Raw genomic sequence first — 26,394 nt, 5'->3', positions numbered from 1 at the left:
ACGGGGTCTGAGGGTCTGCCTCCCAGCAGATCTATGGGTTTTCTGTTGCCCCCGAGCCCCCGGGCTCCAGCCCGGTCGCGCACTCACGACCCCCGCACCGTCACTTGAGGATCATGGCCTTCTCGAGCCAGTCCGCGTAGAACAGGCCGACGCCGAACATGCAGCTGATCCCGGCCAGCACCCAGAACCGGATGATCACCGTGGTTTCCGCCCACCCGGCGAGCTCGAAGTGGTGGTGGAACGGCGCCATCCGGAACAGCCGTCGCCGGGTGCTGCGGAACACCACGATCTGCAGCACCACCGACAGCGCCTCGACCACGAACACGCCGCCGATGACGATCATCAGCAGCTCGGTGCGGGTGACCATGGACAGCCCGGCCAGCAGGCCGCCCAGCGCCAGCGAACCGGTGTCGCCCATGAAGATCTTCGCGGGCGCGGCGTTCCACCACAGGAACCCGACGCAGGCCGCCATCGCCGCCGCGGCGACCACCGCGATGTCCAGCGGGTCCCGCACCGTGTAGCAGCCCGGCATCGGGCCCGACGGCGCGAAGCAGTCGTTGCGCAGCTGCCAGAACGAGATCAGCACGTAGGTGGCCAGCACCATCGCCGCGGTGCCGCCGGCCAGGCCGTCCATGCCGTCGGTGAAGTTGACGGCGTTCGACCAGCCGCTGATCGCGACGTAGGCGAAGATCACGAACCCGATCGCGCCGAACGAGATCACCGTGATGTCGCGCAGGAACGACAGTTCCACCGACGCCGGGGTGACGCCGTTCTGGTTCGCGAACCGGATCGCCAGGATCGCGAACAGCACCGAGGCGATCAGCTGGCCGACCAGCTTCGCGGTCTTGTTCAACCCGAGGTTGCGCTGCTTGCGGATCTTGATGAAGTCGTCCAGGAACCCGACGATGCCCAGCGCCGTGGTCAGGCCCAGCACCAGCAGCCCGGACGCGGTCATCGGGTCGCCGCCCATCAGGTGGCTCACCAGGTAGCCGACCCACATGGCCACCAGGATCGCCACGCCACCCATGGTCGGGGTGCCGCGCTTGGCGGCGTGCTGGCTCTGCACCTCTTCCCGGATCTCCTGGCCGAAGCCCTGCTTGGAGAACACCCGGATCAGGTAGGGCGTGAACAGGATCGAAACGACGAGCGACACGGCGGCCGCCACGAGGATCGGCTTCACGGCTGCTGCCTCCCCGCATCCCCTTCGGCCAGCAGGGCCTCGGCGACCCGCCACAGCCCGGCGGAATTCGATGCCTTGGTCAGCACCACATCACCGGAACGCAGCTCGGCGCGCAGCAGCGCGACGGCCGCATCGACGTCCGGCACCAGAACCGACTCCTCTCCCCACGACCCCTCCAGCGATGCCGCCTGGTGCATCACCTGGGCCTGCTCGCCGACCACCACCAGCCGGTCGATGTTCAGCCGGACGGCCAGCCGCCCGATCTCGTCGTGCGCTTCGGCATCCGACTCGCCGAGTTCGGCCATCGGTCCCAGCACCGCCCACGCCCGGCCCGGACGCCCGCGGGTCATCGCGGCCAGCGTCTTCAGCGCCGCCCGGACCGACTCCGGGTTGGCGTTGTAGGCGTCGTTGACGACCGTGATGCCGCCCGGCGCCTCGCTGACCTCCATGCGCCGCGCGGACACCCGGCGCACCGAGCCGAGCCGCTCGGCCACCTGCTCGACGGTCGCGCCGAGCTCCAGCGCCACGGCGGCCGCGGTCAGCGCGTTGCCCACGTGGTGCTCGCCGAACAGCGGCAGCGTCACCCGGGCCTCGCCCTGCGCGGTGACCAGCGTGAACGTCGGTCGCGCCAGCTCGTCGACGTCGACGTCGACTGCGCGCACGTGCGCGTCGGGGCGCTCCCCGACGAACACGACGCGGGCCTTCGTCCGCTCGGCCATCGCCGCGACCAGCGGATCGTCGGCGTTGAGCACCGCCACGCCGTCCGCGGGCAGCGCCTCGACCAGTTCGCCCTTGGCCTGCGCCACCGCCTCCTGCGAGCCGAACTCGCCGAGGTGCGCGTGGCCGACGTTGAGCACCGCGCCGATGCGCGGCGGCGCCACCTCGCAGAGGTGCGCGATGTGCCCGACGCCGCGCGCGGACAGCTCCAGCACCAGGTGCCGGGTGTTCTCGTCGGCGCGCAGCACGGTCCACGGGTGGCCGAGCTCGTTGTTGAACGAGCCGGGCGGCGCGACCGTCGAGCCCATCGGCTCCAGCAGCTGCGCGATCAGGTCCTTGGTGGACGTCTTGCCCGACGAGCCGGTCACGCCCACCACGGTGAGCTGCGGCAGCCGGTCGACCACGTGGCGGGCCAGCTTCGCCAGCCCGGCCAGCACCGCGGCACCGGAACCGTCCACGTCGCCGGCCAGCGCCAGCGCGCCGAGCCTGTCGTCGTCCACCGGCGGCACGATCACCGCCGGGGCGTCGACCTCCCGCGCGGCGAGCACGCCCGCCGCACCGTCCGCGATCGCCTGCGCGGCGAAGTCGTGCCCGTCGACCCGTTCCCCGGGCACGGCCACGAACAGCCCGCCGGGTTCGATCTTGCGGGAGTCGAACTCGACACCCGCGCTGACGATCTCCGGGCCTTCCGCACGATGAAGCCTGCCGTCCACCGCTTCCGCGATGTCAGCGAGGCTGAGCCGGATCAACTTGCCTCCTCGTCGCCCTGCCCCCGACGAACATCGGTATCCCCTGGGGCCCCGAGCCTATGGCGGAGGGCTGCGGCGAGTTCCTCCCGGTCGGAAAAGGGGTGCACGACGCCCGCCACCTCCTGCCCTGTCTCGTGGCCCTTGCCCGCGACGACGACGATGTCGCCCGGTTCGGCTCGCTCGACCGCCGTGGCGATGGCCGCGCGCCGGTCGCCGATCTCGATCACGTCCCCGCGCTGGTCGGCGGGCACCTCCTGCGCACCGGCCAGCATGGCCGCCCGGATGTCCGCCGGGTCCTCGCTGCGCGGGTTGTCGTCGGTGACGATCAGCAGCTCGGACCGGCGGGCGGCCGCCTCGCCCATCAACGGCCGCTTCGCGACGTCCCGGTCGCCTCCGCAGCCGAGCACCACGATCACCTTGCCGTCGACCTGCGCGCGGGCCGCGTCGAGCACCGCGGCGACCGCGCCGGGCTTGTGCGAGTAGTCCACCACAGCGGTGAAGTCCTGCCCGAGCGCGACACGCTCCATGCGGCCGGGCACGTCGACCTCCGCGAGGCCGCGCTCGATGGCCCAGATGGGCACGCCGGCGGCGTGCAGGACGCCGATCGCGAGCAGCGCGTTGGCGACGTTGAACGGGCCGGGCAGCCGCAGCCGGATGTGCAGCTCCAGACCGTCGGGGCCGTGCGCGGTGAAGGTCTGCTCCCCGGTGGGGAACGCCTGCACGTCGGTGGCGGCCCAGGACGCGTCCGTGGCGGTGGACACCGTGATGGTGTCCGGCTTGACCAGCCGCTTGCCCCAGTCGGTGTCGATGCAGACGACCTCGTGCTCGGCGCGGCCGTCGAACAGCAGCGCCTTGGCCTGGAAGTAGTCCTCGAGGTCGCGGTGGAAGTCCAGGTGGTCCTGGGAGAGGTTGGTGAAGGCGCCGACGGCGAACCGGGTGCCGGAGACGCGGCCCATGGCCAGCGCGTGGCTGGAGACCTCCATCGGCACGTAGGTCACCCGGTGCTCGACCATCACGGCCAGCAGCGCCTGCAGGTCCGGCGCCTCGGGGGTGGTGAACGCGCTGTCCAGCCGGTCGCCCGCGATGCGGGTCTCGACGGTGCCGACCAGCCCGGTGCCGAACCCGGCGGCCTGCAGCGCGGACTCCAGCAGGTAGGTCGTGGTGGTCTTGCCGGAGGTGCCGGTCACGCCGAGCACCTTCAGCTTCTGCGACGGATCGCCGTAGATCAGCGCCGAGGCCGCGCCGAGCACGCCGCGCGGATCGTCGTGCACGAGCAGCGCGACCTTGCCCTCGCGGACGGCGGGGTGCTCGGCGAGGGTGACCCGCTCGATCCCGGCCTGGTCGGTGAGCACGGCGACGGCGCCGGAATCCAGCGCTTGCTCGGCGAAGTCGGCGCCGTGCACGCGAGTGCCCGGCAGCGCGGCGAACAGATCGCCGGGACGAACGTGCTGAGCACGCAGGGTCGCCCCGGTCACCGGCGCTGCGGCAGCGCTGTGACCAGGGGCGCGAAGTACACGCGCGCCGATGAAATCGGCGAGCTTCTCGATCTCCACCGGCTCGACGTGAGACGGGCGAGGCGGAGCTGTCGCGACCGCGGAAGGCACGTCGCGACAGGCTACCGGTACCACCTGAGGAAGCATCCCCATGGTCGGCCACCTGTTCGGCCGAGCACGGGCTGAGCCGTCCGGCCCAATCCCGATTCGCCCGCGCCACCGCGCTCCCGAGGTGCCGTAGAACTCCCCTGACTCGGATTTTCGGGCCAAGGGGGACGAGGTTGCAGCCACCGGACTTCGGGGCGGATCCGGCGCAGGCGGAGAAGGCGCTCCAGAACTGGGCGCAGGGCCTGCAGGAGAAGGCACAACGCACGGCGGCGATGCAGCAGGAGATCAGCCGCATCCGCGTCACCGAACGCGGCCGCTCGGTAATCGTGACCGTCGACGCCGAGGGCGTCCCGACGGACGTGCGGTTCAGCGACCAACGGGCCTCGGGAGCGGAGCTGAGCGCCGAGTTCATGGCGGTCCTGCGCCGAGCCCAGTCCCGCATCGCCGACCAGGTGGCGGAAGCCACCAAGTCCACGCTCGGCGACCGCGACGCGAAGGTCGCCAACGCGGTGACCGAGAACTACCGGCAGCGCTTCCCATCGGCACCACCGCCTGCTTCGCCTCCGCCTCCTCCGCCGGGCCCGACCTCGCCGCCGGCACCTGCGCCTCCACCGCCCGGCCCGCCGGCGCCACCCGGCCCACCGCCGCAGGCCGGTCCGACGCAGGCGCACGGCGCCCACGACGACGGCGACTTCAGCGACGAGACGTTCCTGAACTAGGAACCTTCTGAGGGGAATCGATGGCTGAGGGCTTCCAGATGCCGGCCGAACAGCTGCGCGCGCACGCGGACCGCCTCGACGGCCACGCCTCGGCGATCGGCCAGGCCGCAGACGCCGGGCGGAGCGTGCAACTGGGCACAGACGCCTACGGCGTGATCTGCCAGTTCCTACCACCGATCTTGGACAGCACCGCCGAGACCGTGCTGTCCACCACATCCGCGGCGCACGACGCGGTTTCGGCGCTCTCGGCCGCCCTGCGCGACGCCGTCGCGGACCACGAGGCGACCGACGCCGAGATCGCCACCGGCCTCCAGCGCCTCGCCGACGAACTCGGCGGGTGACGACGTGGGCGACAACCCGCTGATCGCACGACCGCAGGACTCCTCCAGCTGGTACACCGGCATCGGCATCGTCGAAGCCATTTCCGACGTCAGCTCGGCGATCGAATCGGGCTCGTGGGCCGAGATCGGCTACTCCGTGCTCGGCGCCGGGCTGGAGGTCCTGTCCGCGGTCCTCGACCCCATCGGCACGGGGGTGTCCTGGCTCGTCGGCTGGCTGATCGAGTTCGTCCAGCCGCTCACCGACATGCTCGACTGGCTGGCGGGAAACGCCGACGCGGTCGCGGCCCACGCCCAGACCTGGCGCAACGTCGGCGAATCCCTGCGATCCACCGCAGATGCGTTGCAGGCCGACGTCAGCCGGGACACCGCGGGCTGGACGGGTGCGGCGGCCGACGCCTACCGCTCCCAGCTGGCGGCCACCGCCGAGCTCATCCGGGCCCAGTCGCAAGCCGCCGGAGCGCTCGCCGAAGGAACCGAAACGGCCGGCATGCTCGTCGGCACCATCCGCGAGGTGGTCCGCGATCTGATCGCCGACTGCGTGGGCAGGCTGGTGTCCTGGGCCATCGAAGCGGCCACCGGAGTGGGCGTCGCCGCGGTAGCGGTCCAAGCCTCGGCCCGCGTCGCCCGCTGGGCCGTCCGGATCATGGAGGTCGTCCAGAAGCTGCTGCGCGCCCTGGGCGACCTGGTCCCCCTCCTCCGCAAGCTGGTCGACCTCCTCGGCCGGCTCCGGAAGATCCTCACCGACATAACCCACGGCAAACCCGCCCCGCAGCCCCCGGAAAAACCCCCGAACACCCCGAGAAACCCCAACGACCCACCGAACGACCCCCCGGACGACCCGAAAACCGGCCACCCCGACCCGGAAGATCCGCTACCGCGGCGGACGAACGACCCCACCGAGCCGCACCCGGAGCTGACCGACCAGGAGAAATCCGCGCTGGACAAGCACCTCCACGGCCTGGAGGACCGCTACCGCGACGACTTCGACGCAATGAAGCACGACCCGGATAACAAGGGAAAAGTAACCGAGTCGACCATGGACGAGGCACGCGTGGGCTTGGACCTCCGCGACGTCGACCGACTGCCGAGTGACATTCAACGTCCGCCCAAGCCAGGCTTGGGCGACTACTATTCACCAAGCCAAGACAAGTACTACGACCTGAAGGGAGTACATTCTGATTGGCCACCACTGTCCGATCAGCGGGACAAGTCAAGACCTTTTCCTGGAGCCTACAACCCGGAAAACAATACAGAGTTCGTAAGAAAAATCGAAGAGCAGATTGAGGTGAAAGAACGTGCCGTAATCCTGGATGTTCGCAACGCAAACCAGGCGGCGATAGACGATCTCAAGAGAGTTGTACGCGAGAGAGGCTGGGAAGACGATGTCATCTGGTACCCCTGAGGACTGGCTCCCTGGCGCGCTACCAACCGATCCCTCGACGGCGGAAGTCCTCGAATCCTGGCTCGCCGGGCCACGGTCAGGCATTTTCAACGCGACCTACCATGACTTCCGCGGAGCGGACCTGTCTGGAGGCTCCTTCGTAGAAGCCTGGCTGAGCAATTCGAACCTGCGCCACATCTCGCTCGCCCGAGCAGATTTCTACAGAGCACACTTTGAATACGCGGACCTTTCGGGATCAGTCCTCGCCGGCAGCGACCTGGCCCGAGCGAATTTCGACAATGCCACGTTGACCGACGCCAACCTTTCTGGAACCGACCTCAGCGGGGCATCGGTATACGGAGCAACCGCCACCCGCACTCTTTTCGCCGGTGCCGCACTCAACGGCGCAAGCTTCCTGCAGTCAGATCTCAGAGGCGGATCACTAGCCTCGGCAATCGTGCACCAAACGTCACTCAACGCCTTGTTCGATGAACATACCAATTTCAACGGACTACGCGGGACAGCCTTCGGGCCGTGCAAGGTTGAAACCCGCAACGGGCTTGTCACGCTGGAAGGAAGCGATCTGGAGAACTGGCTCCTTTCCCACGGCGCGCATGTGACCATTCTTCAGCCGAAGCGAAGGAAAAAGGACGGGGCAGTCGGCGCAGCGGCACAGCAATCGCCCATCGATGTCCAGCCAGTAGCGGCACGCAACATTCCCGAAATAGATCTCCAGACCAGCGCGATCCACGTCGATCTGCCGCATTCGCAGGTGAACCGCTGGATTCAGCAGTTCGGCAGCGGCCCTGAACGGCTGATCGAGGTGGATGTCCGCAACGCGCCGTCCACCCAGGCCCTCATCCACGCCATCTCACCCGGCGCCGGAACCCTCTCCGAAGCGATCGCCCGGGTTCCGGCGAAAGCCCTGCTCTTCACCAAGGTCGAGCAGCTCGGCGTGAAGAACCGCCCGGTCCTAGTCGAGCTGCTGCACGCCCTGCCGGCAGCCCTCACCGCCCGCGAAACCAACAACGCACCGCTGCACATCGGCCTCGTCGACCTCTCCAGCGACAAGGCCGACGCAATCCTCGCCGAACTCCGCAGCGCACCGTCGGACGACGTCGAGGAACCGATCACCGTTTTCGACTACCCCACCATGCCTTGAGGGGCTTTGGTGCTCACCTCAGTGCCGGCCAATTCGGGTTGCGGCCGAGGAAGGCGAGCAGCTTGTCCAGGGCCGGTGCCGAGTCCTGAACCTCGATCTTCGGGGCGAAGACTCCGGTGCCGTCCTGGGGTGGCGGGTTTCGGCGCATGAGTTCCAGTGCCGTGGCCGGTAGGTCCTCGTCCGGTTCGTAGCGGGCGCCGATGGTTTTCGCCACGTCCCAGCCGTGGACCACCATGTCCACGAAGTGGAAGACCAGGGCCGCCCTGCCGGGGAACACGCCGAATTCGCGGACCCGGACCTGCCGGTCCAGCACGCCTTCGGCAGCGAACGCCTTGCCGAAATCGGCGGCCGAACTGCGGTAGTCCTCCGCCGGGTCGGCGCTGAGCCGCCCCGCATTCCAGTCCACATCGGACGGTTCTGTGCCCGACGTGGTGGCGCGAGCGAACGCCAGGTTCTCGCTCACCATGTGCCGCAACAGCCCGTGCAGCGTCCAGTCCGCGCACGGCGTGGGCAGGCGCAGCTGGTCGGGGCGGATCTGAGCGATCACGCCACCGGTGTCCCGCATGGCCCGCCGGTGCAAGTTCCGAATGTCCACGCGTCGAGGTTATGGACGCGCATCGGCCCAGCGGTAGAGCCAAATTCCGCCAACTCCAACGGGCCGATTCCGGCTAACCTAGCGGCGTGGAATTCCACGTGAGCCTGGTCGGCCGGGACGACCTGGCCGGGCAGATCTACCGGCAGGTCAAGGCAGCGGTCCTGGACGGCAGGCTTCGCACCGGCGAGGCGTTGCCGCCCACTCGCGAACTGGCCAGACGCCTGTCGGTGTCCCGGAACACCGTCAGCGCGGCCTACGACCGGCTGACCGCCGAGGGCTTCGCGGCCGGCCGAACCGGATCGGGCACCTACGTGCAGCCGGGCGGCTTCGACCGGGCACCGGAATCGGCCACCGGGCAGGACATCCGGCCCGTCCCCGGCTGGGAGCGGATCCGGGTTCCCCGGATGGATCGGCCCACCCCGGACTTCGACTTCCGAGCCGGAATTCCCGACATCCGGTTGTTCCCCCACGCGGCCTGGCGCCGCCTGCTGGCCCATTGGTTCCGCACGTCGGGCGTCGGTTCGCCGATGTACGGCGACCCCGCCGGGCATTCCGGGCTGCGCGCCGCGCTGGCGCGGCACGTCGGGGTGTCCCGGGCCGTGCGGGCGACCGCCGACGACGTGGTGGTCACCAACGGGGCACAGCAGGCCTTCGACCTGGTCGGCCGGGTCCTCATCGAACCCGGGACCTGCGTTGCCGTCGAGGATCCGGGGTATCCGCCGCCTCGTCAGCTGTTCCGGGCGCTGGGCGCGAAGGTCGTCGGTGTACCGGTGGACGCCGAAGGCATCCAGGTCGACCAGATCCCCGACAGCGCCCGGATCGTGTACGTCACGCCGTCGCACCAGTTCCCGCTCGGCATGCCGATGTCGTTGCTGCGCCGGACGGCGCTGCTGGAGTGGGCCGAGCGCACCGGCTCGGTCATCGTCGAGGACGACTACGACAGCGAATTCCGCTTCTCGGGCAGGCCGATCGAACCGTTGCAGAGCCTCGACCGCGCGGGCCGGGTGATCTACGTCGGCTCGATGTCCAAGGTGCTCCTGCCCGTGCTGCGAATCGGTTTCCTGATCGCGCCACGAAGCCTCCGCACCGCGCTGCAGGCCGCCAAGTACGTCGCCGATCTGCACGCGTCGATGCCGTTGCAGGCCGCGCTCGCGGAGTTCATCGAGGAAGGCCTGCTGGCCAGGCACATTCGCCGCGCCCGGACCGAATACGCGCAACGGCATGAACTCATCTCGACCGCATTGCAGCGGGACTTCACCGGCTTGGTCGAGCCGATCCGAGCCGCTGCGGGCCTGCACCTCGCGGCGCTGTTGCCGGAGGGAACCGACGACGAGTCGATCGCCGAACGCGCGCGGGACACCGGCGTCGGAGTCCTCGCGCTGCGTCCGTACCGGAAGGCGAAGCGCGGTCGTCCGGGACTCGTCCTCGGATACGGCGGGATCGCGGTACCCGACATCGCCGAGGGGCTTCGCCGCCTGCACTCGTGCCTCGCCGGCTGACACCGGCGGCGAGGCGTTGTGTCATCGGCTGTTCAGGTGTTCTTGATGGTGTTCGGGTGCGGAGATCGCTAGCGTCCTTCCCGTTCGTTGGAGATTTTTGCGCTCCGGGAGGACTTCGTGAACAAGAACCGTCTCGTTCGATTAACCGGCGCCTGCGGTGTTGCCGCAGCACTCGTGCTCGCTCCGCTCGCCGCGCCGAGCGTGATCGCCGAACCCGCATCGCAGGCCGTTCAGATGAGTCCCGGCGACGGCACCGCGCAGGGCGCCGTCGAATGGTTCCAGAAGCACCAGGGTGACACCTCCTACCAGGGCCTCTGCGAGAAGGCCGTGGAGAACGCCTGGGGCACGACGGGCGTCTGGCCGTCCGCGATCGCGCACTGGCAGGGCGCGGTGCGCGCCGGCAAGGCGCACACCGACGGCTCCACCCCGCCCAAGGGCGCGTTCGTGTACTGGAACATCAGCCAGTACGGGCACGTCGGCATCGCCGACGGCAACGGTGGTATCTACGCGAGCAGCATCGGCGGCAAGATCGGCCACGCCGACAGCGTCTCGTACTTCAAGAACTACCTCGGCTGGAGCGACCCGCAGGTGCCGCGCGGCTGACCACAGTGGACACTCCCGGCCGGTCGCGGGTCTTCCAGGACGCCCCGGAAGACCCGCGACCGCCGTCAGTGGCCGTCGCGGGGCACGTAGCTGCCGGACTTGCCGACCAGGAAGTCCAGATCCGCGCCGTCGGACGCCTGCAGCACGTGGTCGTAGTACAGCCGCTGGTAGCCGCGCGGGTACGGGTTGTCGGGGTCCTTCCACTCCGCCCGGCGGCGGTTCAGCTCCTCCGCAGGCACTTCCAGGTCGAGGCGGCGGTTCGGCACGTCGATGCTGACGATGTCGCCGGTGCGCACGAAGGCCAGCGGGCCGCCCGCGGCCGCCTCCGGCGTGACGTGCAGGATCACCGTGCCGTAGGCGGTGCCGCTCATCCGGCCGTCGGAAATCCGCACGATGTCGTCGAATCCGCGGTCCTGCACCTTCTTCGGCACCGGCACGTTGGCCACCTCCGGCATGCCCGGATAGCCCTTCGGTCCCGCGTTGCGGACGATCAGCACCGTGTTCTCGTCGACGTCGAGATCGTCGTCCTTGCACACCGCGTAGTAGTCGTCGACGTCCTCGAAGACCATCGCCGGGCCGCGGTGCTGCAGCAGCCGGGGCGACGCCGCGGACTGCTTGATCACCGCACCGTCCGGCGCCAGCGAGCCGCGCAGCACCGCCGTTCCGGTGCCGACGGCCTGGAACGGCTCGTCGAACGCGGTGATCACCTCTCGGTTGTGCACTTCCGCGCCGGCGATGTTCTCGCCCATCGAGCGGCCGGTGACCGTCACCGCCGAGCGCTCGACCAGGTCGCCGAGTTCCTTCAGCACCGCGGGCAACCCGCCCGCGTAGCAGAAGTCCTCCATCAGGAACTTGCCGCTGGGCTGCAGGTTCACCAGCGTCGGCACGTCGCGGGTGTCGGTGTCGAAGTCGTCGACGGTCAGCTCGACGCCGACGCGCTTGGCGATGGCGATCAGGTGCACGACGGCGTTGGTGGAGCCGCCGATCGCGGCGTTGGCCCGGATCGCGTTGCGGAACGCGTCGCGGGTGAGCACGTCGGAGGGCTTGAGGTCTTCCTCGACCATCTCGACGATGCGCTGCCCGGTTTGCTGGGCGGCGGCGTAGCGGCGCGCGTCGACGGCCGGCCAGGACGCCGCGTACGGCAGCTGCATGCCGAGCGCCTCGACGATGCAGGCCATCGTGGACGCGGTGCCCATCGTCATGCAGTGCCCGTTGGAGCGGGACATGCAGCCCTCGATGAAGTAGCACTCGTCCTGCGTGATCTTGCCCGCCACGAGGTCGGCCTCGGCCTGCCAGACCGCCGTGCCGGAGCCGATGTCGGTGCCCTTGTACTTGCCGTTGAGCATCGGCCCGCCGGTGAGCATCGCGGTGGGCAGGTCGACGCTGGCCGCCGCCATCAGCAGGCCAGGTGTCGTCTTGTCGCACCCGGACAGCAGCACGACGGCGTCCAGCGGGTTGGCGCGGATCGTCTCCTCGGCCTGCATCGCGAGGAGGTTGCGGTAGAGCATGGTGGTCGGGCGCATGAGCGTCTCGCCCAGCGCCATGTTCGGGAACTCCAGCGGGAAACCGCCCGCCTGCCACACCCCGCGCTTGACCGCCTCGGCGATCCGCTGCTGGTGGGCGTTGCACGGCGCCAGCTCGGACCAGGTGGTGCCGATGCCGATCACCGGGCGGCCGTCGAACACCTCGTCGCTGTAGCCCTGGTTCTTGACCCAGGATCGGGCGGTCATCCCGGCCCGGCCGTGGGCCCCGAACCAACTCGCACTGCGCCGTGGCGTGCTCATGCGTCCTCCTCGTCGAGACCATGGTCTGACCACTGCGACGTAACCAGCTCGCTCGGCCGCGCGCAATAGCCCGGCCCCGACCATCCGCAATCTCGAACAATGGTTGCGATACCGGACACGCCATTGACGGCCCCGACCAGCAGCCCTACGCTCGTGACCCAAATCACGAACGAAGTTCGATATTTCGAACGCTCACCACCTCAGCGGGGAGGCACGGTGCACACCGGCGAGCGAGCGCCCGACGAGGCGCTCACGACCGCGATCCGGCGGGTCATGGTGCGGCTGCTGCCGTTCCTGTTCTTCATGTACGTGATCGCGTTCCTGGATCGCGTCAACATCGGGTTCGCCAAGCAGGAGTTCCAGGCGCACGCCGGGATCTCGGAGGCGTCCTACGCGCTCGGGGCCGGGCTGTTCTTCATCGGGTACGCGCTGTTCGAGGTGCCGAGCAACCTCATCATGACGCGGGTCGGCGCGCGCTGGTGGATGTGCCGGATCATGGTGACCTGGGGCCTGATCTCGGCCGCGATGGCCCTGGTGAACAGCGAGTTCCTGTTCTACCTGCTGCGCTTCCTGCTGGGCGTCGCCGAAGCGGGCTTCTTCCCCGGCGTCATCCTGTACATCACCTACTGGGTGCCGCACGCGTACCGGGCGCGCTGCAACGCGCTGTTCTACTTCGGCATCCCGCTCGCGTCGGTGCTCGGCGGCCCGCTCTCCGGACTGCTGCTGGAACTCGACGGCGTGGCGGGAATCCTGGGCTGGCAGTGGATGTTCGCGGTCGAAGGCCTGATCGCGTGCGTGGTCGGCGTGTGGGCGTACTTCTACCTGGACAACAAGCCGGCCGACGCCAAGTGGCTCTCGCCCGACCAGCGCACCGCCCTGCAGACCGCGGTCGACCGCGAGGCCGAGGCCAAGAAGGCGCACGGCCCGCACCGGATGTGGTCGACCCTGGTGGACCGGCGGGTGCTGTTCTTCTGCCTGATCTACTTCCTGATCCAGTGCAGCGTCTACGGCATGACGTTCTACCTGCCGACGCAGGTGGCCGCCGCCGTGGGCAGCAAGGTCGGCCTGCTGGTCGGCCTGGTGACGGCGATCCCGTGGACCGTGGCGCTGCTGGTGAACATCGCGGTGTCCACCGGCGCCGACCGGCTCGCCCAGCCCAAGAAGCGGTTCGTCGCCGCGGCCTGCGTCGCCACCGGTTCCGTCGGCATCGCGGCGTCGGCGTACTTCAGCAGCCCGGTGCTGGCGATCGCGGGGCTGTCGGTGGCCGCCGCCGGGTACATCTCGGTGCAGCCGGTGTTCTGGACGTTCCCGGCGGCGTACCTGACCGGCACGGCCGCGGCGGCCGGCATCGGCCTGATCAACTCGCTGGGCAACCTGGGCGGATTCGTGGCCCCGATCGCGAAGACCTGGATCGAGACCTCCTTCCGCTCGCAGACGGCGGGCCTGTACCTGCTGGCGTTCTGCGGCTTCGCGGCGGCGGCGCTGTTCCTGACGCTGTCCCGCTTCAAAGCCCCCGCCGAGGAGATCCAGACCTCACCGAGCAAGACAGGTGGAGCCGCCTGACGGCGGGTCGGTCGAACGACCGTGGTGCGGCAGGCCGCTTGATATACATGGCTTGCCGCATCACGACGTTCAGGGGGACCGTGCATGACCGAGGCGTGGATCCACGACGCCGACCCGGCGGAGCTGTGGAACCTGGGGCCGCACTTGGACATCGCCCGCGCCTGGGCACCGCGCTCGGCGCAGGACCTCTACCGGATCCCGATCGGCGTGGACGAGGCGGGGAATCCGTTCGAGCTCGACCTCAAAGAAGCCGAGCTCGGCGGGATCGGACCCCATGGCCTGATCATCGGCGCGACCGGGTCCGGCAAGTCGGAACTACTGCGCACCATCGTCCTCGGTCTGATGGCCACGCATCCGCCGACCGACGTCAACTTCGTGCTCGCCGAGCAAATGGGTGCCGCGACGTTCCACAAGTTCGAGAACGCGCCGCACGTTTCCGCGATCGTCGCCAGCTTGGCTTCCGATTTCGAGCTGCCCAGCAGACTGCAGGACTCACTGGACGGCGAGTTGAGTCGCCGCATGGGATTGCTGCGCGGCGCTGGAGCGAGGGATTCCTGGGAATACCGCCAGATGCGCGAATCCGGCGACCAGCGCTGTCAAGAACCGTTGCCGACGCTGGTCGTGGTGCTGGACGAATTCAGCGAAATGATCTCGCAGCACGCCGACTTCGCTGATCTGCTGCTGCGGATCTGCCGTCTCGGCCGTCCATTGGGTGTCCGGCTGCTGCTTGCATCGCAAAGGCTTGAAGAACAAAAGGTTCGCCACCTCGAAGCGTTCCTGTCCTACCGCATCGCGCTGAGGACCTTCAGCGCTGCCGAGTCCCGCGCAGCGATCGGAGTGCCCGACGCCTACGACCTGCCGCCGGAGCCCGGCGTCGGATACCTGCGCACTTCCGACGGCATCAGGCAGTTCAAGACGGCTTACGTGTCCGGCGGCGAGCCCGAGGAAAACCTCCTCGCAACCACGCTGACCGAAATGCGAGGCAAGGGCCCTGCGGCACACCAGATCTGGCTGCCGCCGCTGAAAGAACCGCCTACTTTGGACGCCCTGCTTCCCCCGCTGCAGCACAACGACGCCCGGGGCTACGCCGCGGTTCGCCGCCCGACAGACCGGCCGTTGCAGGTGCCGATTGGGCTGCTCGACGACCCGTACTTGCGCCGGCAGGACCCGATGGTGCTGGACCTGGACGCGCACGGCGCGATCGTGGGCCAGGACGGTTCGGGCAAGTCCACCGCGATGTGCACGCTGATCGCATCGCTGGCACTGACGCACACGCCGCGCGAGGTGCAGTTCTACTGCGTCGACCTCGGCGGAGGTTCGCTGGCGGCGTTCCGGGACCTGCCGCACGTGGGTTCGGTGATCACCGAACTCGACGTCGATGCGGTGCGGCGAACCATGTTCGAGCTGGACGCGCTGCTGGCCCGGCGGCAGCAGCTCTTCCAGCAGCTGGGCATCCGGAGCATGGCGGAACTACGCGACCGCAGGCTGCGCGGCGAGCCGGACCCCGACCCGTACGGCGACGTGTTCCTCCTGATCGACGGCTGGGAAGCACTTCGAGCGGCGTTCCCGGAGATGGACGTCGACGTGCGCCAGCTGGCCGAGAAAGGCCTGACGTCGGGCATCCACGTGGTCGTCGCAGCCAAGCAATGGGCCGCCATCCGCCCCGGGCTGCGGAATCTGCTGCAGAACCGCATCGAGCTGCGGCTCTCGGACTCGGACCAATCCGAGATCGACCCCAAGCACGCCGCACGCGTGCCCCAATACCAACCAGGCCGCGGCATGCACCCGAGCAAGCAGCACTTCCTCACCGCGCTACCCCGGGTGGACGGCGCGAAGTTGGCAGACCTGGTGGAAGCCGATCGGGAAGCGTACCGGGAGAAGGGGCGGTGGCCCCGTTCGGCGCAGGAGGTCTACCGCGACAGCCACGCCGACGCCGTCGCGGACCTGGTCGACCGCGTGCGGTCCGGCTGGCGCGGATACCCGGCCCCTCCGGTGCGGCTGCTGCCGACGGAGCTGCCGTACCGGTTCCCACCAGCGAACCACCCGAAGCTGATCCCGCTGGGCATCGGCGAGAAGGCCCTGCAACCGGTGCACCTGGACTTTCGCCGGGAGCCGCACTTCTACGCGATCGGCGAACGCGGATCCGGCCGGACCACGCTGCTGCGGACCATCATCCGCGGCATCACCGAGCGGTACGCGCCGCAGGAAGCGCTGATCCTGCTGGTCGACTACCGGCGCACGCTGCTCGGGTTCCTCACCACCGAGCACCTGGCCGCGTACGTGATCACCCCCGACCAGCTCAGGAGCCACGTCGAGGACGTGATCCCGGCGCTGCGGAAGCGGATGCCGGGACCGCACGTGACGCAGGAACAGCTGCGGAACCGCTCCTGGTGGTCGGGCCCCGACCTGTTCATCGTCGTCGACGACTACGAACTCGTGGCGTCCGGAGGCGAGAACCCGCTCGCGCCGCTGGCGGAGTTCCTGCCGATGGCCGCCGATCTCGGCCTGCACGTCGTGCTGACCCGCGACTCCGCCGGTGCGGGACGCGCGCTGTACGAGCACTTCATCGCGACGCTGCGCGAAACCAACGCTCCGGCGCTGGCGATGAGCGCGAACGCCGATGAAGGCAAGCTGATGGGCATCACGTCCGCCCGCCCGCTCCCGCCGGGCCGTGGAACACTCATCAACCGCCGGCAGGGTCTTCAGCTGATCCAGACGCCCCTCGTCCCCTGACGTCCGCCGTCAGGGGACCTGGAGGGTCTGGATCGGCGCCTGCTCCTTGGACGGCGGGATCTGGTAGCGCTGGGTGAGGAACGACGCGACTTCGTTGAACAGCGGCGCCGCCGACGAACCGTCCTGCGTCCCGTACGCCGGCTGGTCCAGCATCAGCCCCACCACGAAGCGCGGGTTGTCCGCGGGCACCATCCCGGCGAAGGTGATCCAGTACTTCGACTGGCTGTAGCAGCGGCAGGCCGGGTCGACCTGCTGCGCCGTCCCGGTCTTGCCGGAGACCTGGAAGCCCGGCAGGGCCGCGCCCGGCCCGGTGCCGTCCTGCTCGCGCCCCGGCCCGTTCTGCACCACCGAGCGCAGCATGTCCCGAACCGTGTGCGCCGTCTCCGGGCTGACCACCCGCACGCCCTCCGGGCGCGGGCGCTCCACGCGCGTGCCGTCCGGCCCGGTCTCCGCCGCGATGATCCGCGGTGGCATCCGCACCCCGTCGTTCGCGATCGCCTGGTACATGCCCGCCATCTGCAGCACCGTCATCGAAAGGCCCTGGCCGATCGGCAGGTTCGCGAACGTCGAACCGGACCAGGACTGGCGCGGCGGCAGGCTGCCCGCGCTCTCCCCCGGCAGGCCGCTGCCGGTCACCTGGCCCAGCCCGAACTTCTTGGCCAGGTCGTAGAACCGGTCCTCGCCGAGCTGCTGCGCGACCATCAGGGTGCCGACGTTGGAGGACTTGCCCAGCACGCCGGTGAAGGTCAGCGGCAGCGTGCCGTGCGGCCAGGCGTCGCCGACGGTCCGGTCGGCGACCTTGATGGAGCCTGGCACCTGCAGCACGGTGTCCGGCTTGACGATGCCGTTCTCGATCGCCCCGGCCGCGGTGATCACCTTGCCCACCGAGCCCGGCTCGAACGGCGTGGTCACCGCCGGGTTGCTGTCCGGGCTGTCGCCCCACGACGGGGCGCCCGGGTCGAAGGCCTTGTCGTTGGCCAGCGCGTAGATCTCGCCGGTCTTGGCGTCCAGCACCACGGCGCTGGCGCTCCTCGCCTGGGCCGCGCGGGTGTAGTCGGCGAGCTGGCGCTGCAGCATGAACTGCAGGTCCGAGTCGATCGTCAGCTGCACGTCGGAGCCCGGGATCGCCGCCTTCAGCTCCCGCTCGGTGCCGGGGATGACCAGGTTCGAATCCCTCGCGGTGTCGGAGACCTTCTCGCCGGCGGTGCCGGCCAGCAGCGGGTCCATCGAGGCCTCCAGGCCCATCAGACCCTTGATCTTCCGGTCGTCCCGTCGCCAGTTCGCCACGCCGATGATGTTCGAGCCCACGGAGCGCGCCGGGTACTCGCGGGTCGCCCGGTACTCGGCCCCGATGTGCGGGTACTTCTCGGTGATCAGCCGCGCCTGGCTCGGATCGATCGGCGGGCCGAAGTAGGTGAACCCGGCGTCCTTGAACAGCGCGTCCAGCACTTCCTGCTCGCTGATCACCCCCGGCAGCACCTGCGCGATGTAGCGGGCGATCTCCCGCTTGTACTGCTCCGAAGTGGGTTTCTCGGGGTTCTTCGCGTGCTCCTCGTCGAAGGTCTTGGTCAGCAGGTTCGGGTTGGCGTAGAGCTGCCGCGATTCACCGCTGAACGCGAGCACGTTCCCGCTGCGGTCCGTGAAGGATCCGCGCTCGGCCGGGATGATCTGCTTGGCCGCGCGCTGCGCCTGCGCCTTCTCGGACAGGGCGCTGGCCTCGAACCCCTGCACCTGGATCAGCTTGCCGCCGGTGAGCACCAAAGCGATCACCAGCAGCAACCGGCCGACGAGCAGCCGCCGGTTGCTGCCGGCCACGTTCGTGCGCGCGGTGCGCCGCCGGATGCCGCTGGTCGCCCCTCGGGCCATCAGCGGCCCGCCTGCACGACCTGCTGGTTCGCGGGAGGCTGTTGCGGCGTCTGGCCTTCCGCCGCCGGAGGCTGCCCGGCCTGCGGCTGCTCAGCCGGGGGCTGCCCGGTCGGCGGCTGCGGCGGAGCGGGCGGCGGTGCCGCAGTGACCTTCTTCGGCTCACCGATGACGGTCACCGAGCCGTCCGGTTGCTGGACGAGGCGGGCCGGGGACGGCGCCTGCCGCAGGCCGGCTTCCTCGGCGCGACGCTGGATCTCCGGCGTCGAGCCCATCGAGCTGACCTCGCTCAGCAACTGCTCCTTGCGCTCGTTCAGCGCGTTGATCTGGTCCTCGCCCTGCTGCAGCCGGTAGCTGCCGCTGACCGCGGCGATGGACAGCCACAACGTCGCGGCCAGCCCGGTGGCCAGCACCGCCATCACCACGACCACCAACGGCAACCGCGCGAGCGAAACCCGCTCGTGCAGTTGCTTCGCCTTCGCCTTGGGCTTCGGCTTCGCCGCGGGACGCCGCTCCTCCACGCCCTGCCGCAGCTGGCGCGGCCGCCGGTCGGCGGGCTCCCGCGCCGACCGGTCCCGCCGCTCCTCGCGACGCGCGTAGGCGCGCTCGGCCGCGGCGGACCGCGTCCGCGGCTTCTCGCTCGTCTTCTGCCCCGACTTCTGGGCGGGCTTCTGCCCGGACTTCTTCTGGCTGCTCTTCTGCGCAGTCTTCTGGGCGGCCTGCTGCGTTCGCTCGGCGGAACCCGCCCGCGAAGCGGCTTTGCCGGCACGCGTAGGTGCAGTCATCTCGCCTCCCTCGCCTTGCCGCTCATGCGTTCCCCCGGCCGACCCGCTCCGCGGCCCGCAGCCGCACCGACGTGGCCCTGGGGTTGGCCTCGATCTCCTGCTCACCGGCGAGCTCGGCGCCCCTGGTGAGCAGCCGGAATTCCGGTCCGTGGCCCGGCAGTTCCACCGGCAGGTCGACCGGGGTGCGCGACTTCGTCCGGTCGGCGAAGGCCCGCTTGACCATCCGGTCCTCCAGCGAGTGGTAGGACATCACCACGATCCGACCGCCCACGGCCAGCGAGTCCAGCGCCGCCGGGAGCGCGCGGTCCAGCACGTCGAGCTCGGCGTTGACCTCGATGCGCAGCGCCTGGAAGGTGCGCTTGGCCGGATGCCCGCCGGTGCGCCGGCTCGCCGCCGGCACGGTGTCGTAGAGCAGCTGGACCAACCGCGCGCTGTTGGTGAACGGCTCCTTCTGGCGTTCCCGGACGATCGCCGCGGCGATCTTGCCCGCGAACTTCTCCTCGCCGTAGGTCCGCAGCACCCGCGCCAGCTCGTCCGCGCTGTAGGTGTTGAGCACGTCCGCGGCGGTGCGCGGCGCGCCCGGGTCCATCCGCATGTCCAGCGGGGCGTCGTGCGCGTAGGCGAAGCCGCGGGCGGTTTCGTCCAGCTGCAGCGAGGAAACCCCGAGGTCGAACAGCGCACCGTCCACTTCGGGCAGTCCGAGGTCGGCGAGCACGTCGGCCCACTCGTCGTACACCGCGTGCACCAGGTGGATCCGTGAGGCGTAGGGCGCGAGCCGCTCACCGGCCAGCCGCAGCGCGTCCGTGTCGCGGTCCAGCCCGACCAGCGTCAGCCCGGGGTGCGCGGCGAGCATCGCCTCGGAGTGCCCGCCCATGCCGAGCGTGGCGTCGACGACCACCGCCCCCTCGCGGGACAGCGCGGGCGCGAGCAGTTCCAGCGTCCGGTCGAGCAGCACGGGAACGTGCTTGTCGCGGGCGGATCCGCCCTGATCATGCCGCTGTTCGGCCACGGCGGTCCCTCCCTTCCCGCGTGCCCCGTTCCGGTTCGACACCGCGGTCGAATACCGCCGATCGCCACGCGCGAACGGCGCGTGGCGATCTTCGGTAAGCCCCCCTGGTTTTCCGGATCCCGTCAGGTCCCCGCCCGCCCGTCGCGTCCTGGTGCCGGGGAAGATGCACCAGGCATGCGATAGCCGAGCGGACCGAGGCCTCACGAAACCCGGGTCCCTTGCCGTCAACTCCCGCCCCGCCGGTCGGCGGAACGCTCAGAACACGCCGGGCAACACCTCCTCCTGCGCCTTCGCATAGCCCTCCTCGTGCTCGTCGAGGTAGCTCTGCCACCTCTCCGAGTGCCAGATCTCCAGGCGGTTGATCGCGCCGATGACCACGCACTCCTTGGCCAGCCCGGCGTAGCGCCGCAGCTCCGCCGCGATCTTGATCCGGCCCTGCCCGTCCGGCTGCTGCTCGTCGGTGCCGGCGAACAGGTACCGCTGGTAGGCGCGGACCGCCTCATTGGTGAACGGCGCCTCGGCGACCTTGCGCGCCATCTGCTCGAACTCGTCGCGCGGGAAGACGTAGAGGCAGTGGTCCTGTCCCTTGGTGACCATCAACCCCCCCGCCAATGCTTCCCGGTACTTGGCCGGCAGCGTCAAGCGCCCCTTGTCGTCGAGCTTCGGGTGGTGGGTGCCGAGGAACATCCCGGTCCACCTCCCCGCCCAGGCCGCCCGCACGGCGACCCCGGACCGCCCCGGTGCCGTCCACTCCCCGAACGGCCTCCGAGCCGGTGCTCCCGCTGGTCGCCGAAACCGATGGCCATCGGAAGCAGTGCCCACCTGAAGCAGTGCCCCACCTCAAGAGGCAGGACCCCCGTTTGCCCCACCTTCCCCCACACTACCCCACATCACTCCACCGTCAACACGAGTTGCCCCGGTTCCCCCGGCAGGATTGGCCCCGTTTGCCCTGGTAGCACAGCGTGGCGGCGAAGTGGGGGGTTTCGCCCGCCCGACCTTGATCAACCCGTCGGAGCGCGCGGTTATGCTCGGGGACCGCCCGACCGGGCACCGGTGGCCGGCCGGTGGCGCGAGCTCGGTGGGGCGAAGTGGGGCGAGGCGGTCCGCCGCCCGCGGCGAGGTTCGGTGCGGGTGTCCCGCCGGGCACCGCCGGTTTGGCACACTGCACGTGCCCGCCGGTCTCGATCAGGTGATCGTTTCCGCTTCGCCGGGCGATGCCGGCGCGGACCGCGACAGCCGCCCGCCGGCCGCAGACTTTGGAGGTTCGCATGCGCGACCGTTCCGGCGTGCTGCCGCGCCGCAACACGCAGGAGGTGGCGTGACGCCTGAAGCCCAGCTGTCCGGCGCCGCGCCGGCCGGCACCGAGCCCGCACCGAGCATCGACCGGCTGCACGGCACCATCCAGCGCATCGCCGCCAACGTCGAGCAGGTCCTGGTGGGCAAGCCCGAGGTGGTGCGGGTGGCGCTGGTCACCATGCTCGCCGAGGGCCACCTGCTCGTCGAGGACGTGCCCGGGGTCGGCAAGACCTCGCTGGCCAAGGCCCTGGCCCGGTCCATCGACTGCTCGGTGAGCCGGATCCAGTTCACCCCGGACCTGCTGCCCAGCGACATCACCGGCGTGTCCATCTACAACCGGCAGACCGAGTCCTTCGAGTTCCGGCCCGGCCCGGTGTTCGCCAACATCGTCGTCGGCGACGAGATCAACCGGGCCTCGCCGAAGACCCAGTCGGCGCTGCTGGAGTGCATGGAGGAGAACCAGGTCACCGTCGACGGCGAGACCTACCACCTCAGCGCTCCGTTCATGGTGATCGCCACCCAGAACCCGATCGAGATGGAAGGCACCTACGCCCTCCCCGAGGCGCAGCGCGACCGCTTCACGACCCGGGTGTCGATCGGCTACCCGGACGCCAAGGCGGAGCTGGCGATGGTGGACGAGCACGCCGGGCACGACCCGCTGCGCGACCTGCGCCCCGTCGCCGACGGCGGCGAGGTGCAGGCCTTGTTGCGGGCCGTGCGCCGGGTGCACCTGTCCACCGAGATCCGCCGCTACGCGATCGACCTGGTGACGGCGACGCGCCAGCTGCCCGAGCTGCGGCTGGGCGCCTCGCCCCGCTCGACCCTGCAGCTGGTCCGCGCCGCCCGCGCGCAGGCCGCGCTGTCCGGCCGCGGGTTCGTCGTCCCAGACGACGTGCAGGCGATCGCCGTCCCGGTGCTGGCCCACCGGCTGGTGCTGACCAGCGAGGCCCGCGCGTCGCGCCGCTCGGCGACGGACCTGGTGCGGCAGCTGCTCAACCGGATCCCGGTGCCGCGCGGCGACAGCGATGGCGAACGCAGGTAGTCGTGCTCTCGGGGCTGACCATCCGCGGGCGCTGCCTGCTGGCGGCGGGCGTGGCCGCCGGCATCTGCGCGCTCGTGCTGGACGAGCGGGACCTCCTGCGGGTGTCGGCGTTCGTGATCGCGCTGCCGCTGCTGGCGCTGGTGCTCGCCAGCCGCACCCGGTTCGGCATCGCGGCCCGGCGGCAGGTGGTGCAGCCACGCGTCCCGGTCGGCACCGAGGCAAGCGTCCAGCTGCACATCACCGGCAGCGGCCGGCTCCCGGTCGACGGGCTGGTGCTGGAGGACAACACCCCGCACGCGCTCGGCGGGCGGCCGCGGTTCCGGCTGGACGCGGCGCCCCGGCACGGCGGCACGATCCTGGAGTACTCGGTGACGCCGACGCTGCGCGGCATCCACCACATCGGGCCGCTGCGCACCCGGATCAACGATCCCTTCGGGCTCTCCGAGTTCGAACGGGAGCTCGCCGGCCGCAACCGGCTGGTGGCGGTGCCGAGGGTGTTCCGGCTCACCGGGCTGCCCGCCGGTTCCGGACTGGGCACCGGCGACGACGGCACGACCCGCCTGCGCTCCGGGCACGGCGACGACGACACGATGGTGCGGCAGTACCGGCACGGCGACGACATCCGGCGGGTGCACTGGAAGTCCACCGCGCGCCGCGACGAGCTGATGGTGCGGGTCGAGGAACGGCCCTGGCACGGCGGCGTCACGGTGCTGCTGGACCGGCGTTCGGCAGCCCACCGGGGCAGCGGCGCGCGCAGCAGCGTCGAGTGGGCGATCTCCGCGGCGGCCAGCATCTGCCTGCACCTGCACCAGAACGGCCAGCAGGTCCGGCTGGTCACCGAAGACGGGCACGTGCTGACCGGCGGCACCGGGCCGTCCGACCGCGGGCACGACGACGACGCGGTGCTGGACGCGCTGGCCGCGGTGCGCAGCTCGCCGCAGCGCGACCTGGTGGCCACCCGCGACCCGGGCAGCGGGCAGGAGCTCATCGCGGTGCTCGGCGAGACGACCACCGCTGCGGTCGCCGAGCTGACCAAGCTCCGTCCACAAGAGACTCGAAGCCTCGCGCTGCTGCTCGACGTCGGCGCCTGGAACGGGGAGAACGGCGGCGGTTTCGACCCGCAGCAGACCGCCCGGCGGCTGCGCGCGGCCGGCTGGACGGTGGTCGTCGTGGACGGCCCGGAGGTCGTGATCTCCGACGTCTGGCAGCGGCTCTGCCGGGAGACGACCGCACCGGAATCGGAGGTCGCGACGTGACCGCGAACCGGATGACGGCGGCCATCGACATGTCGTTGGTGGCGACCGCGGCCGCGGCGCTGGCCGTGCTGTGCGCGTCGACGGCGTTCGCCGGGGTGCTGGCCGACAGCCGGTGGGTCTTCCCCGCGATGATCACCGTGCTGGCCGTCGCGGTCATCGGGGCGCTGTGCCGCCGGGTCCGGTGGTCGCTGCCGCTGACCGTGCTCGCGCAGCTGTTCGGCCTGCTGGTGGTCCTGACCGCGCAGTTCGCCGAGAGCGCGGTGCTCGGCGTGCTGCCCGGGCCGGCGGCCCTCGGGGAGCTCGGCCACCTGCTGGCCGAGTCCGGCGACCTGGTGCGGACCGGGGTGCCTCCGGTGCCCGCCGAACCGGCGCTGCAGCTGATGGTCTGCCTCGGCCTGGGGCTGGTCGCGCTGGCGGTCGACGTCATCGTGGTGACCTACCGCAGCCCGGCGGTGGCCGGGCTGGTGCTGCTGTGCGTGTTCGCCGTCCCGGCGTCGCTGGCCGACGACATGCTGCCGTGGTGGGCCTTCACCGCCGGCGCGCTGGGCTACGCCGTGCTGCTGGCCTCGGGCGGCCAGCACCGCAGGTGGCGGCGGCAGGAGGACCGCAACCAGGTCGCGCACACCGTGTTCGGCCGCACCACCGCCACGATCGCCGGAACCGCCGGGGTGATCGCGGTGCTCACGGGCGTGGTGTTCACCGGCGTCGGCACCGAGGGCCGGCTGCCGGGATCCGTGCCGGAGCAGTTCAGCGGCACCGACGGCATCGGGCTGCAGCCGTTCACCTCGCTGCGCGGCCAGCTCAACCGGGACCGCGTCGTCGAGCTGTTCCGGGTCCGCGGCCTGCGGCAGGACACCTACCTGCGGGCGATGACGCTGCGGAAGTTCGACCCGGAGCGCGGCTGGGAGCTGGAGGGCCTCACCCAGGGCGTTGACGCCAACGCCAAGCTCGCGCCGCCCGACGGCACGGACATCATGCTCGGCGACTACGAACGGGTCGAGATCCAGCCGATCGGCTACCGCGACCCGTGGCTGCCGGTGTTCGGCGTCCCGCTGTTCGTCTCGGGGATGGGCACGAACTGGCGCTACGACCCGGCCGCCGGGATCGTGTTCACCCAGACCAACCAGGAAAGCCGCCCCTACGTCGAGCAGCTGCTCGTCCAGCGGCCGACGCCGGACCAGCTGCGCCAGGCCCACGGCCCGGCGCAGATCGCGCCCGCCTACCTGGACACCGCGGGAATCCCGCCGCAGGTCGCCGACCTGGCCAGGCGGCTCACCGCGAACGCGCCCACCGACTTCGACAAGGCGGTCGCGCTCAACCGCTACTTCACCGACCCGGCCAACGGCTTCCGCTACGACCTTCAGACGGCCCCATCGACCGGCGGCGACGCCCTGACCGACTTCCTGTTCCGCGGCAAGCGCGGGTTCTGCGAGCAGTACGCCTCCTCGATGGCGGTGCTGCTGCGCTCGGTCGGCATCCCGTCCCGGGTGGCGATCGGCTTCACCCCCGGCTACCGCGACGGCGACGAGCAGGTGATCACCACCGAGGACGCGCACGCCTGGGTCGAGGCGTACTTCCCCGGCTGGGGCTGGCAGACATTCGACCCGACGCCGCTGAGCGACGGCCGGGCCGCGCTGCCGGAGTTCCTCGACGGCGAGTTGAACCAGGCTCAGCAGCCGGCGCCGCAGCCCGGCCAGCCCCAGCCGAGCACGCCGCCCACCGCCGGCTCGGTGCCCGGGTCGGAGCACCCGGACGGCGCGGACGTCGGCACCCCCCGAGCACCGCGCGAGGCGGAGAGCTCGAACCCGTGGCCGGTCGTGATCGGCGTCCTGGTGCTGGGGTCGGTGCTGCTCGCGGCGCCGGCCGTGGCGCGGGAGATCCGCCGGAGGCGACGGCTGCGCGCGGTCGCCGAAGGCGCGGAGGGCGCCGCGGGGATCGCGTGGCGGGAGGTGCTGGACGAGTTCCAGGACCGGGGCACGCGGCCGGCGGCCGCCGATACCGCACGCCGGGTCGCGACCGGGCTGATCGAGCGCCACGGCCTGGACGAGTCCGGTGCCAAGGCGATGCGAGCGCTGGTCGTGGCGGTGGAGCGGGAGTGGTACGCACCACCGGGGCAGGAGCCTGAGCCGACGCTCCCGGAGACGCTGCGCGGCGTCCTGGACAGCCTCCGCCGCGCGGCACCGCTGGACTGGCGCTCGCGCCTGTTCCCCCGCTCGGTGCTGGAGCTCCGCCAAGCCAACCGCTGACCTGGAGCAACGCGCGGAAACCTTTGGGTCGCCACGGCGTGATGTGGTGCTGCGACGTCAGGAATCTGGCTCTGCAGTGACGAAGCCCTGTGGCGAGGATTGGCGATTCCGCGCGAAATCGCCGCTAGGTTTCCCTGCAACGGCCTCAGAGATCGGCCGTCGTGAAAGTGCGCGCATAGCGGAGATCGCCGCCGGTTCCGCTCCGTGGAGCACCTCGGCGGCGTTTTCGGCGGTGACTCCGGTGGCGATCGTGACCGCTGCGGCGTGGAC

At 70.5% G+C, this 26,394-nt stretch carries 21 protein-coding genes; 11 read left to right on the top strand and 10 right to left on the bottom strand.

What is annotated here, in order from left to right; all coding sequences use genetic code 11:
• Positions 1–100 precede the first annotated feature (100 nt).
• The 3 genes from mraY to AB0H93_RS43140 are packed head-to-tail and all read right to left on the bottom strand — an operon-like array spanning position 101 to position 4,199.
• Entirely contained in the window at positions 101–1,180 is a 1,080-nt protein-coding gene (gene mraY / locus AB0H93_RS43150; RefSeq protein ID WP_132485480.1) for a phospho-N-acetylmuramoyl-pentapeptide-transferase, read from the bottom strand.
• The gene (gene murF / locus AB0H93_RS43145; protein ID WP_358582494.1) at positions 1,177–2,646 is read right to left on the bottom strand and encodes a UDP-N-acetylmuramoyl-tripeptide--D-alanyl-D-alanine ligase; all 1,470 of its coding nucleotides are present in this window, start codon (positions 2,644–2,646) and stop codon (positions 1,177–1,179) included. The genes mraY and murF overlap by 4 nt, the downstream gene beginning before the upstream one ends.
• Positions 2,643–4,199, bottom strand: a complete 1,557-nt coding sequence (locus AB0H93_RS43140) for a UDP-N-acetylmuramoyl-L-alanyl-D-glutamate--2,6-diaminopimelate ligase (protein WP_358582492.1) — start codon at positions 4,197–4,199, stop codon at positions 2,643–2,645. The genes murF and AB0H93_RS43140 overlap by 4 nt, the downstream gene beginning before the upstream one ends.
• 221 nt (positions 4,200–4,420) lie before the next feature.
• Here AB0H93_RS43140 and AB0H93_RS43135 point away from each other — a divergent pair, with 221 nt between their 5' ends.
• The 4 genes from AB0H93_RS43135 to AB0H93_RS43120 are packed head-to-tail and all read left to right on the top strand — an operon-like array spanning position 4,421 to position 7,850.
• Positions 4,421–4,966: a YbaB/EbfC family nucleoid-associated protein gene (locus tag AB0H93_RS43135; RefSeq protein WP_358582490.1), complete on the top strand. Its 546-nt coding sequence runs from the start codon at positions 4,421–4,423 to the stop codon at positions 4,964–4,966.
• A gap of 20 nt (positions 4,967–4,986) precedes the next feature.
• Positions 4,987–5,307 (top strand): type VII secretion target, encoded by a 321-nt coding sequence (locus AB0H93_RS43130; protein WP_358390428.1) that lies wholly within the window; start codon positions 4,987–4,989, stop codon positions 5,305–5,307.
• A gap of 4 nt (positions 5,308–5,311) precedes the next feature.
• The gene (locus AB0H93_RS43125) at positions 5,312–6,709 is read left to right on the top strand and encodes a WXG100 family type VII secretion target (RefSeq protein ID WP_358582487.1); all 1,398 of its coding nucleotides are present in this window, start codon (positions 5,312–5,314) and stop codon (positions 6,707–6,709) included.
• Positions 6,690–7,850, top strand: coding sequence for a pentapeptide repeat-containing protein (locus tag AB0H93_RS43120; RefSeq protein ID WP_358582485.1), 1,161 nt, complete (start codon positions 6,690–6,692; stop codon positions 7,848–7,850). The genes AB0H93_RS43125 and AB0H93_RS43120 overlap by 20 nt, the downstream gene beginning before the upstream one ends.
• Before the next feature lie 13 nt (positions 7,851–7,863).
• On the opposite strand, the gene AB0H93_RS43115 is transcribed toward AB0H93_RS43120, so the two are convergent.
• Positions 7,864–8,445 (bottom strand): TIGR03086 family metal-binding protein, encoded by a 582-nt coding sequence (locus tag AB0H93_RS43115; protein WP_358582482.1) that lies wholly within the window; start codon positions 8,443–8,445, stop codon positions 7,864–7,866.
• An 86-nt stretch (positions 8,446–8,531) separates the two neighbouring features.
• Between AB0H93_RS43115 and AB0H93_RS43110 the strand changes: the two genes are divergently transcribed.
• Together AB0H93_RS43110 and AB0H93_RS43105 are read left to right on the top strand one after the other, a co-directional pair.
• Positions 8,532–9,944 (top strand): PLP-dependent aminotransferase family protein, encoded by a 1,413-nt coding sequence (locus AB0H93_RS43110; RefSeq protein ID WP_358582480.1) that lies wholly within the window; start codon positions 8,532–8,534, stop codon positions 9,942–9,944.
• Positions 9,945–10,118: 174 nt separating this feature from the next.
• The gene (locus tag AB0H93_RS43105) at positions 10,119–10,547 is read left to right on the top strand and encodes a CHAP domain-containing protein (protein ID WP_358582496.1); all 429 of its coding nucleotides are present in this window, start codon (positions 10,119–10,121) and stop codon (positions 10,545–10,547) included.
• A gap of 65 nt (positions 10,548–10,612) precedes the next feature.
• On the opposite strand, the gene AB0H93_RS43100 is transcribed toward AB0H93_RS43105, so the two are convergent.
• Positions 10,613–12,331 (bottom strand): IlvD/Edd family dehydratase, encoded by a 1,719-nt coding sequence (locus tag AB0H93_RS43100; RefSeq protein ID WP_358582477.1) that lies wholly within the window; start codon positions 12,329–12,331, stop codon positions 10,613–10,615.
• Positions 12,332–12,547: 216 nt separating this feature from the next.
• Here AB0H93_RS43100 and AB0H93_RS43095 point away from each other — a divergent pair, with 216 nt between their 5' ends.
• Both AB0H93_RS43095 and eccCb read left to right on the top strand, forming a co-directional pair.
• Entirely contained in the window at positions 12,548–13,894 is a 1,347-nt protein-coding gene (locus AB0H93_RS43095) for an MFS transporter (protein ID WP_358582475.1), read from the top strand.
• Between the two features lie 84 nt (positions 13,895–13,978).
• A complete protein-coding gene (gene eccCb, locus AB0H93_RS43090) occupies positions 13,979–16,627 on the top strand; it encodes a type VII secretion protein EccCb (RefSeq protein ID WP_358582472.1) in 2,649 nt (882 codons plus the stop codon).
• A gap of 9 nt (positions 16,628–16,636) precedes the next feature.
• Here eccCb and AB0H93_RS43085 read toward each other — a convergent pair whose 3' ends face one another.
• The 4 genes from AB0H93_RS43085 to mraZ all read right to left on the bottom strand — a co-directional run bounded on the left by AB0H93_RS43085 (position 16,637) and on the right by mraZ (position 20,971).
• On the bottom strand, positions 16,637–18,493 hold the full coding sequence (locus AB0H93_RS43085) for a penicillin-binding protein 2 (protein ID WP_358582470.1): 1,857 nt from the start codon (positions 18,491–18,493) through the stop codon (positions 16,637–16,639).
• Positions 18,493–19,275: a hypothetical protein gene (locus tag AB0H93_RS43080; protein WP_358582467.1), complete on the bottom strand. Its 783-nt coding sequence runs from the start codon at positions 19,273–19,275 to the stop codon at positions 18,493–18,495. Before AB0H93_RS43080 ends, AB0H93_RS43085 begins: the two co-directional genes overlap by 1 nt.
• Before the next feature lie 22 nt (positions 19,276–19,297).
• Complete coding sequence (gene rsmH, locus AB0H93_RS43075) at positions 19,298–20,284, bottom strand: 16S rRNA (cytosine(1402)-N(4))-methyltransferase RsmH (protein WP_358582464.1); 987 nt, start codon at positions 20,282–20,284, stop codon at positions 19,298–19,300.
• Between the two features lie 255 nt (positions 20,285–20,539).
• Complete coding sequence (mraZ, locus tag AB0H93_RS43070) at positions 20,540–20,971, bottom strand: division/cell wall cluster transcriptional repressor MraZ (protein WP_132485633.1); 432 nt, start codon at positions 20,969–20,971, stop codon at positions 20,540–20,542.
• Between the two features lie 631 nt (positions 20,972–21,602).
• On the opposite strand from mraZ, the gene AB0H93_RS43065 reads away from it, so the two are divergent.
• The 3 genes from AB0H93_RS43065 to AB0H93_RS43055 are packed head-to-tail and all read left to right on the top strand — an operon-like array spanning position 21,603 to position 26,124.
• On the top strand, positions 21,603–22,622 hold the full coding sequence (locus tag AB0H93_RS43065) for a MoxR family ATPase (protein ID WP_358582461.1): 1,020 nt from the start codon (positions 21,603–21,605) through the stop codon (positions 22,620–22,622).
• A 2-nt stretch (positions 22,623–22,624) separates the two neighbouring features.
• Positions 22,625–23,878, top strand: a complete 1,254-nt coding sequence (locus AB0H93_RS43060; protein WP_358582459.1) for a DUF58 domain-containing protein — start codon at positions 22,625–22,627, stop codon at positions 23,876–23,878.
• The gene (locus AB0H93_RS43055) at positions 23,875–26,124 is read left to right on the top strand and encodes a DUF3488 and transglutaminase-like domain-containing protein (protein WP_358582456.1); all 2,250 of its coding nucleotides are present in this window, start codon (positions 23,875–23,877) and stop codon (positions 26,122–26,124) included. Before AB0H93_RS43060 ends, AB0H93_RS43055 begins: the two co-directional genes overlap by 4 nt.
• Positions 26,125–26,181: 57 nt before the next feature.
• Here the strand turns inward: AB0H93_RS43055 and AB0H93_RS43050 are convergent.
• Positions 26,182–26,394 (bottom strand): hypothetical protein (locus tag AB0H93_RS43050; RefSeq protein WP_358582453.1); only part of this gene is annotated, 213 nt, incomplete at its 5' end.

It is taken from the genome of Saccharopolyspora sp. NPDC050642 (assembly GCF_040654735.1).
GTDB classification, from domain to species: Bacteria; Actinomycetota; Actinomycetes; order Mycobacteriales; family Pseudonocardiaceae; genus Saccharopolyspora; species Saccharopolyspora elongata.
This window is presented reverse-complemented; position numbering and strand designations above follow the sequence as displayed.

What these genes read in the sequence shown, in the direction of transcription:
- eccCb (WP_358582472.1), top strand. Translation starts at nt 13,979, where the DNA reads ATGACCGAGGCGTGGATCCACGACGCCGACCCGGCGGAGCTGTGGAAC.
- AB0H93_RS43080 (WP_358582467.1), bottom strand. Translation starts at nt 19,275, where the DNA reads ATGACTGCACCTACGCGTGCCGGCAAAGCCGCTTCGCGGGCGGGTTCC.
- mraZ (WP_132485633.1), bottom strand. Translation starts at nt 20,971, where the DNA reads ATGTTCCTCGGCACCCACCACCCGAAGCTCGACGACAAGGGGCGCTTG.
- AB0H93_RS43100 (WP_358582477.1), bottom strand. Translation starts at nt 12,331, where the DNA reads ATGAGCACGCCACGGCGCAGTGCGAGTTGGTTCGGGGCCCACGGCCGG.
- AB0H93_RS43130 (WP_358390428.1), top strand. Translation starts at nt 4,987, where the DNA reads ATGGCTGAGGGCTTCCAGATGCCGGCCGAACAGCTGCGCGCGCACGCG.
- AB0H93_RS43120 (WP_358582485.1), top strand. Translation starts at nt 6,690, where the DNA reads ATGTCATCTGGTACCCCTGAGGACTGGCTCCCTGGCGCGCTACCAACC.
- AB0H93_RS43085 (WP_358582470.1), bottom strand. Translation starts at nt 18,493, where the DNA reads ATGGCCCGAGGGGCGACCAGCGGCATCCGGCGGCGCACCGCGCGCACG.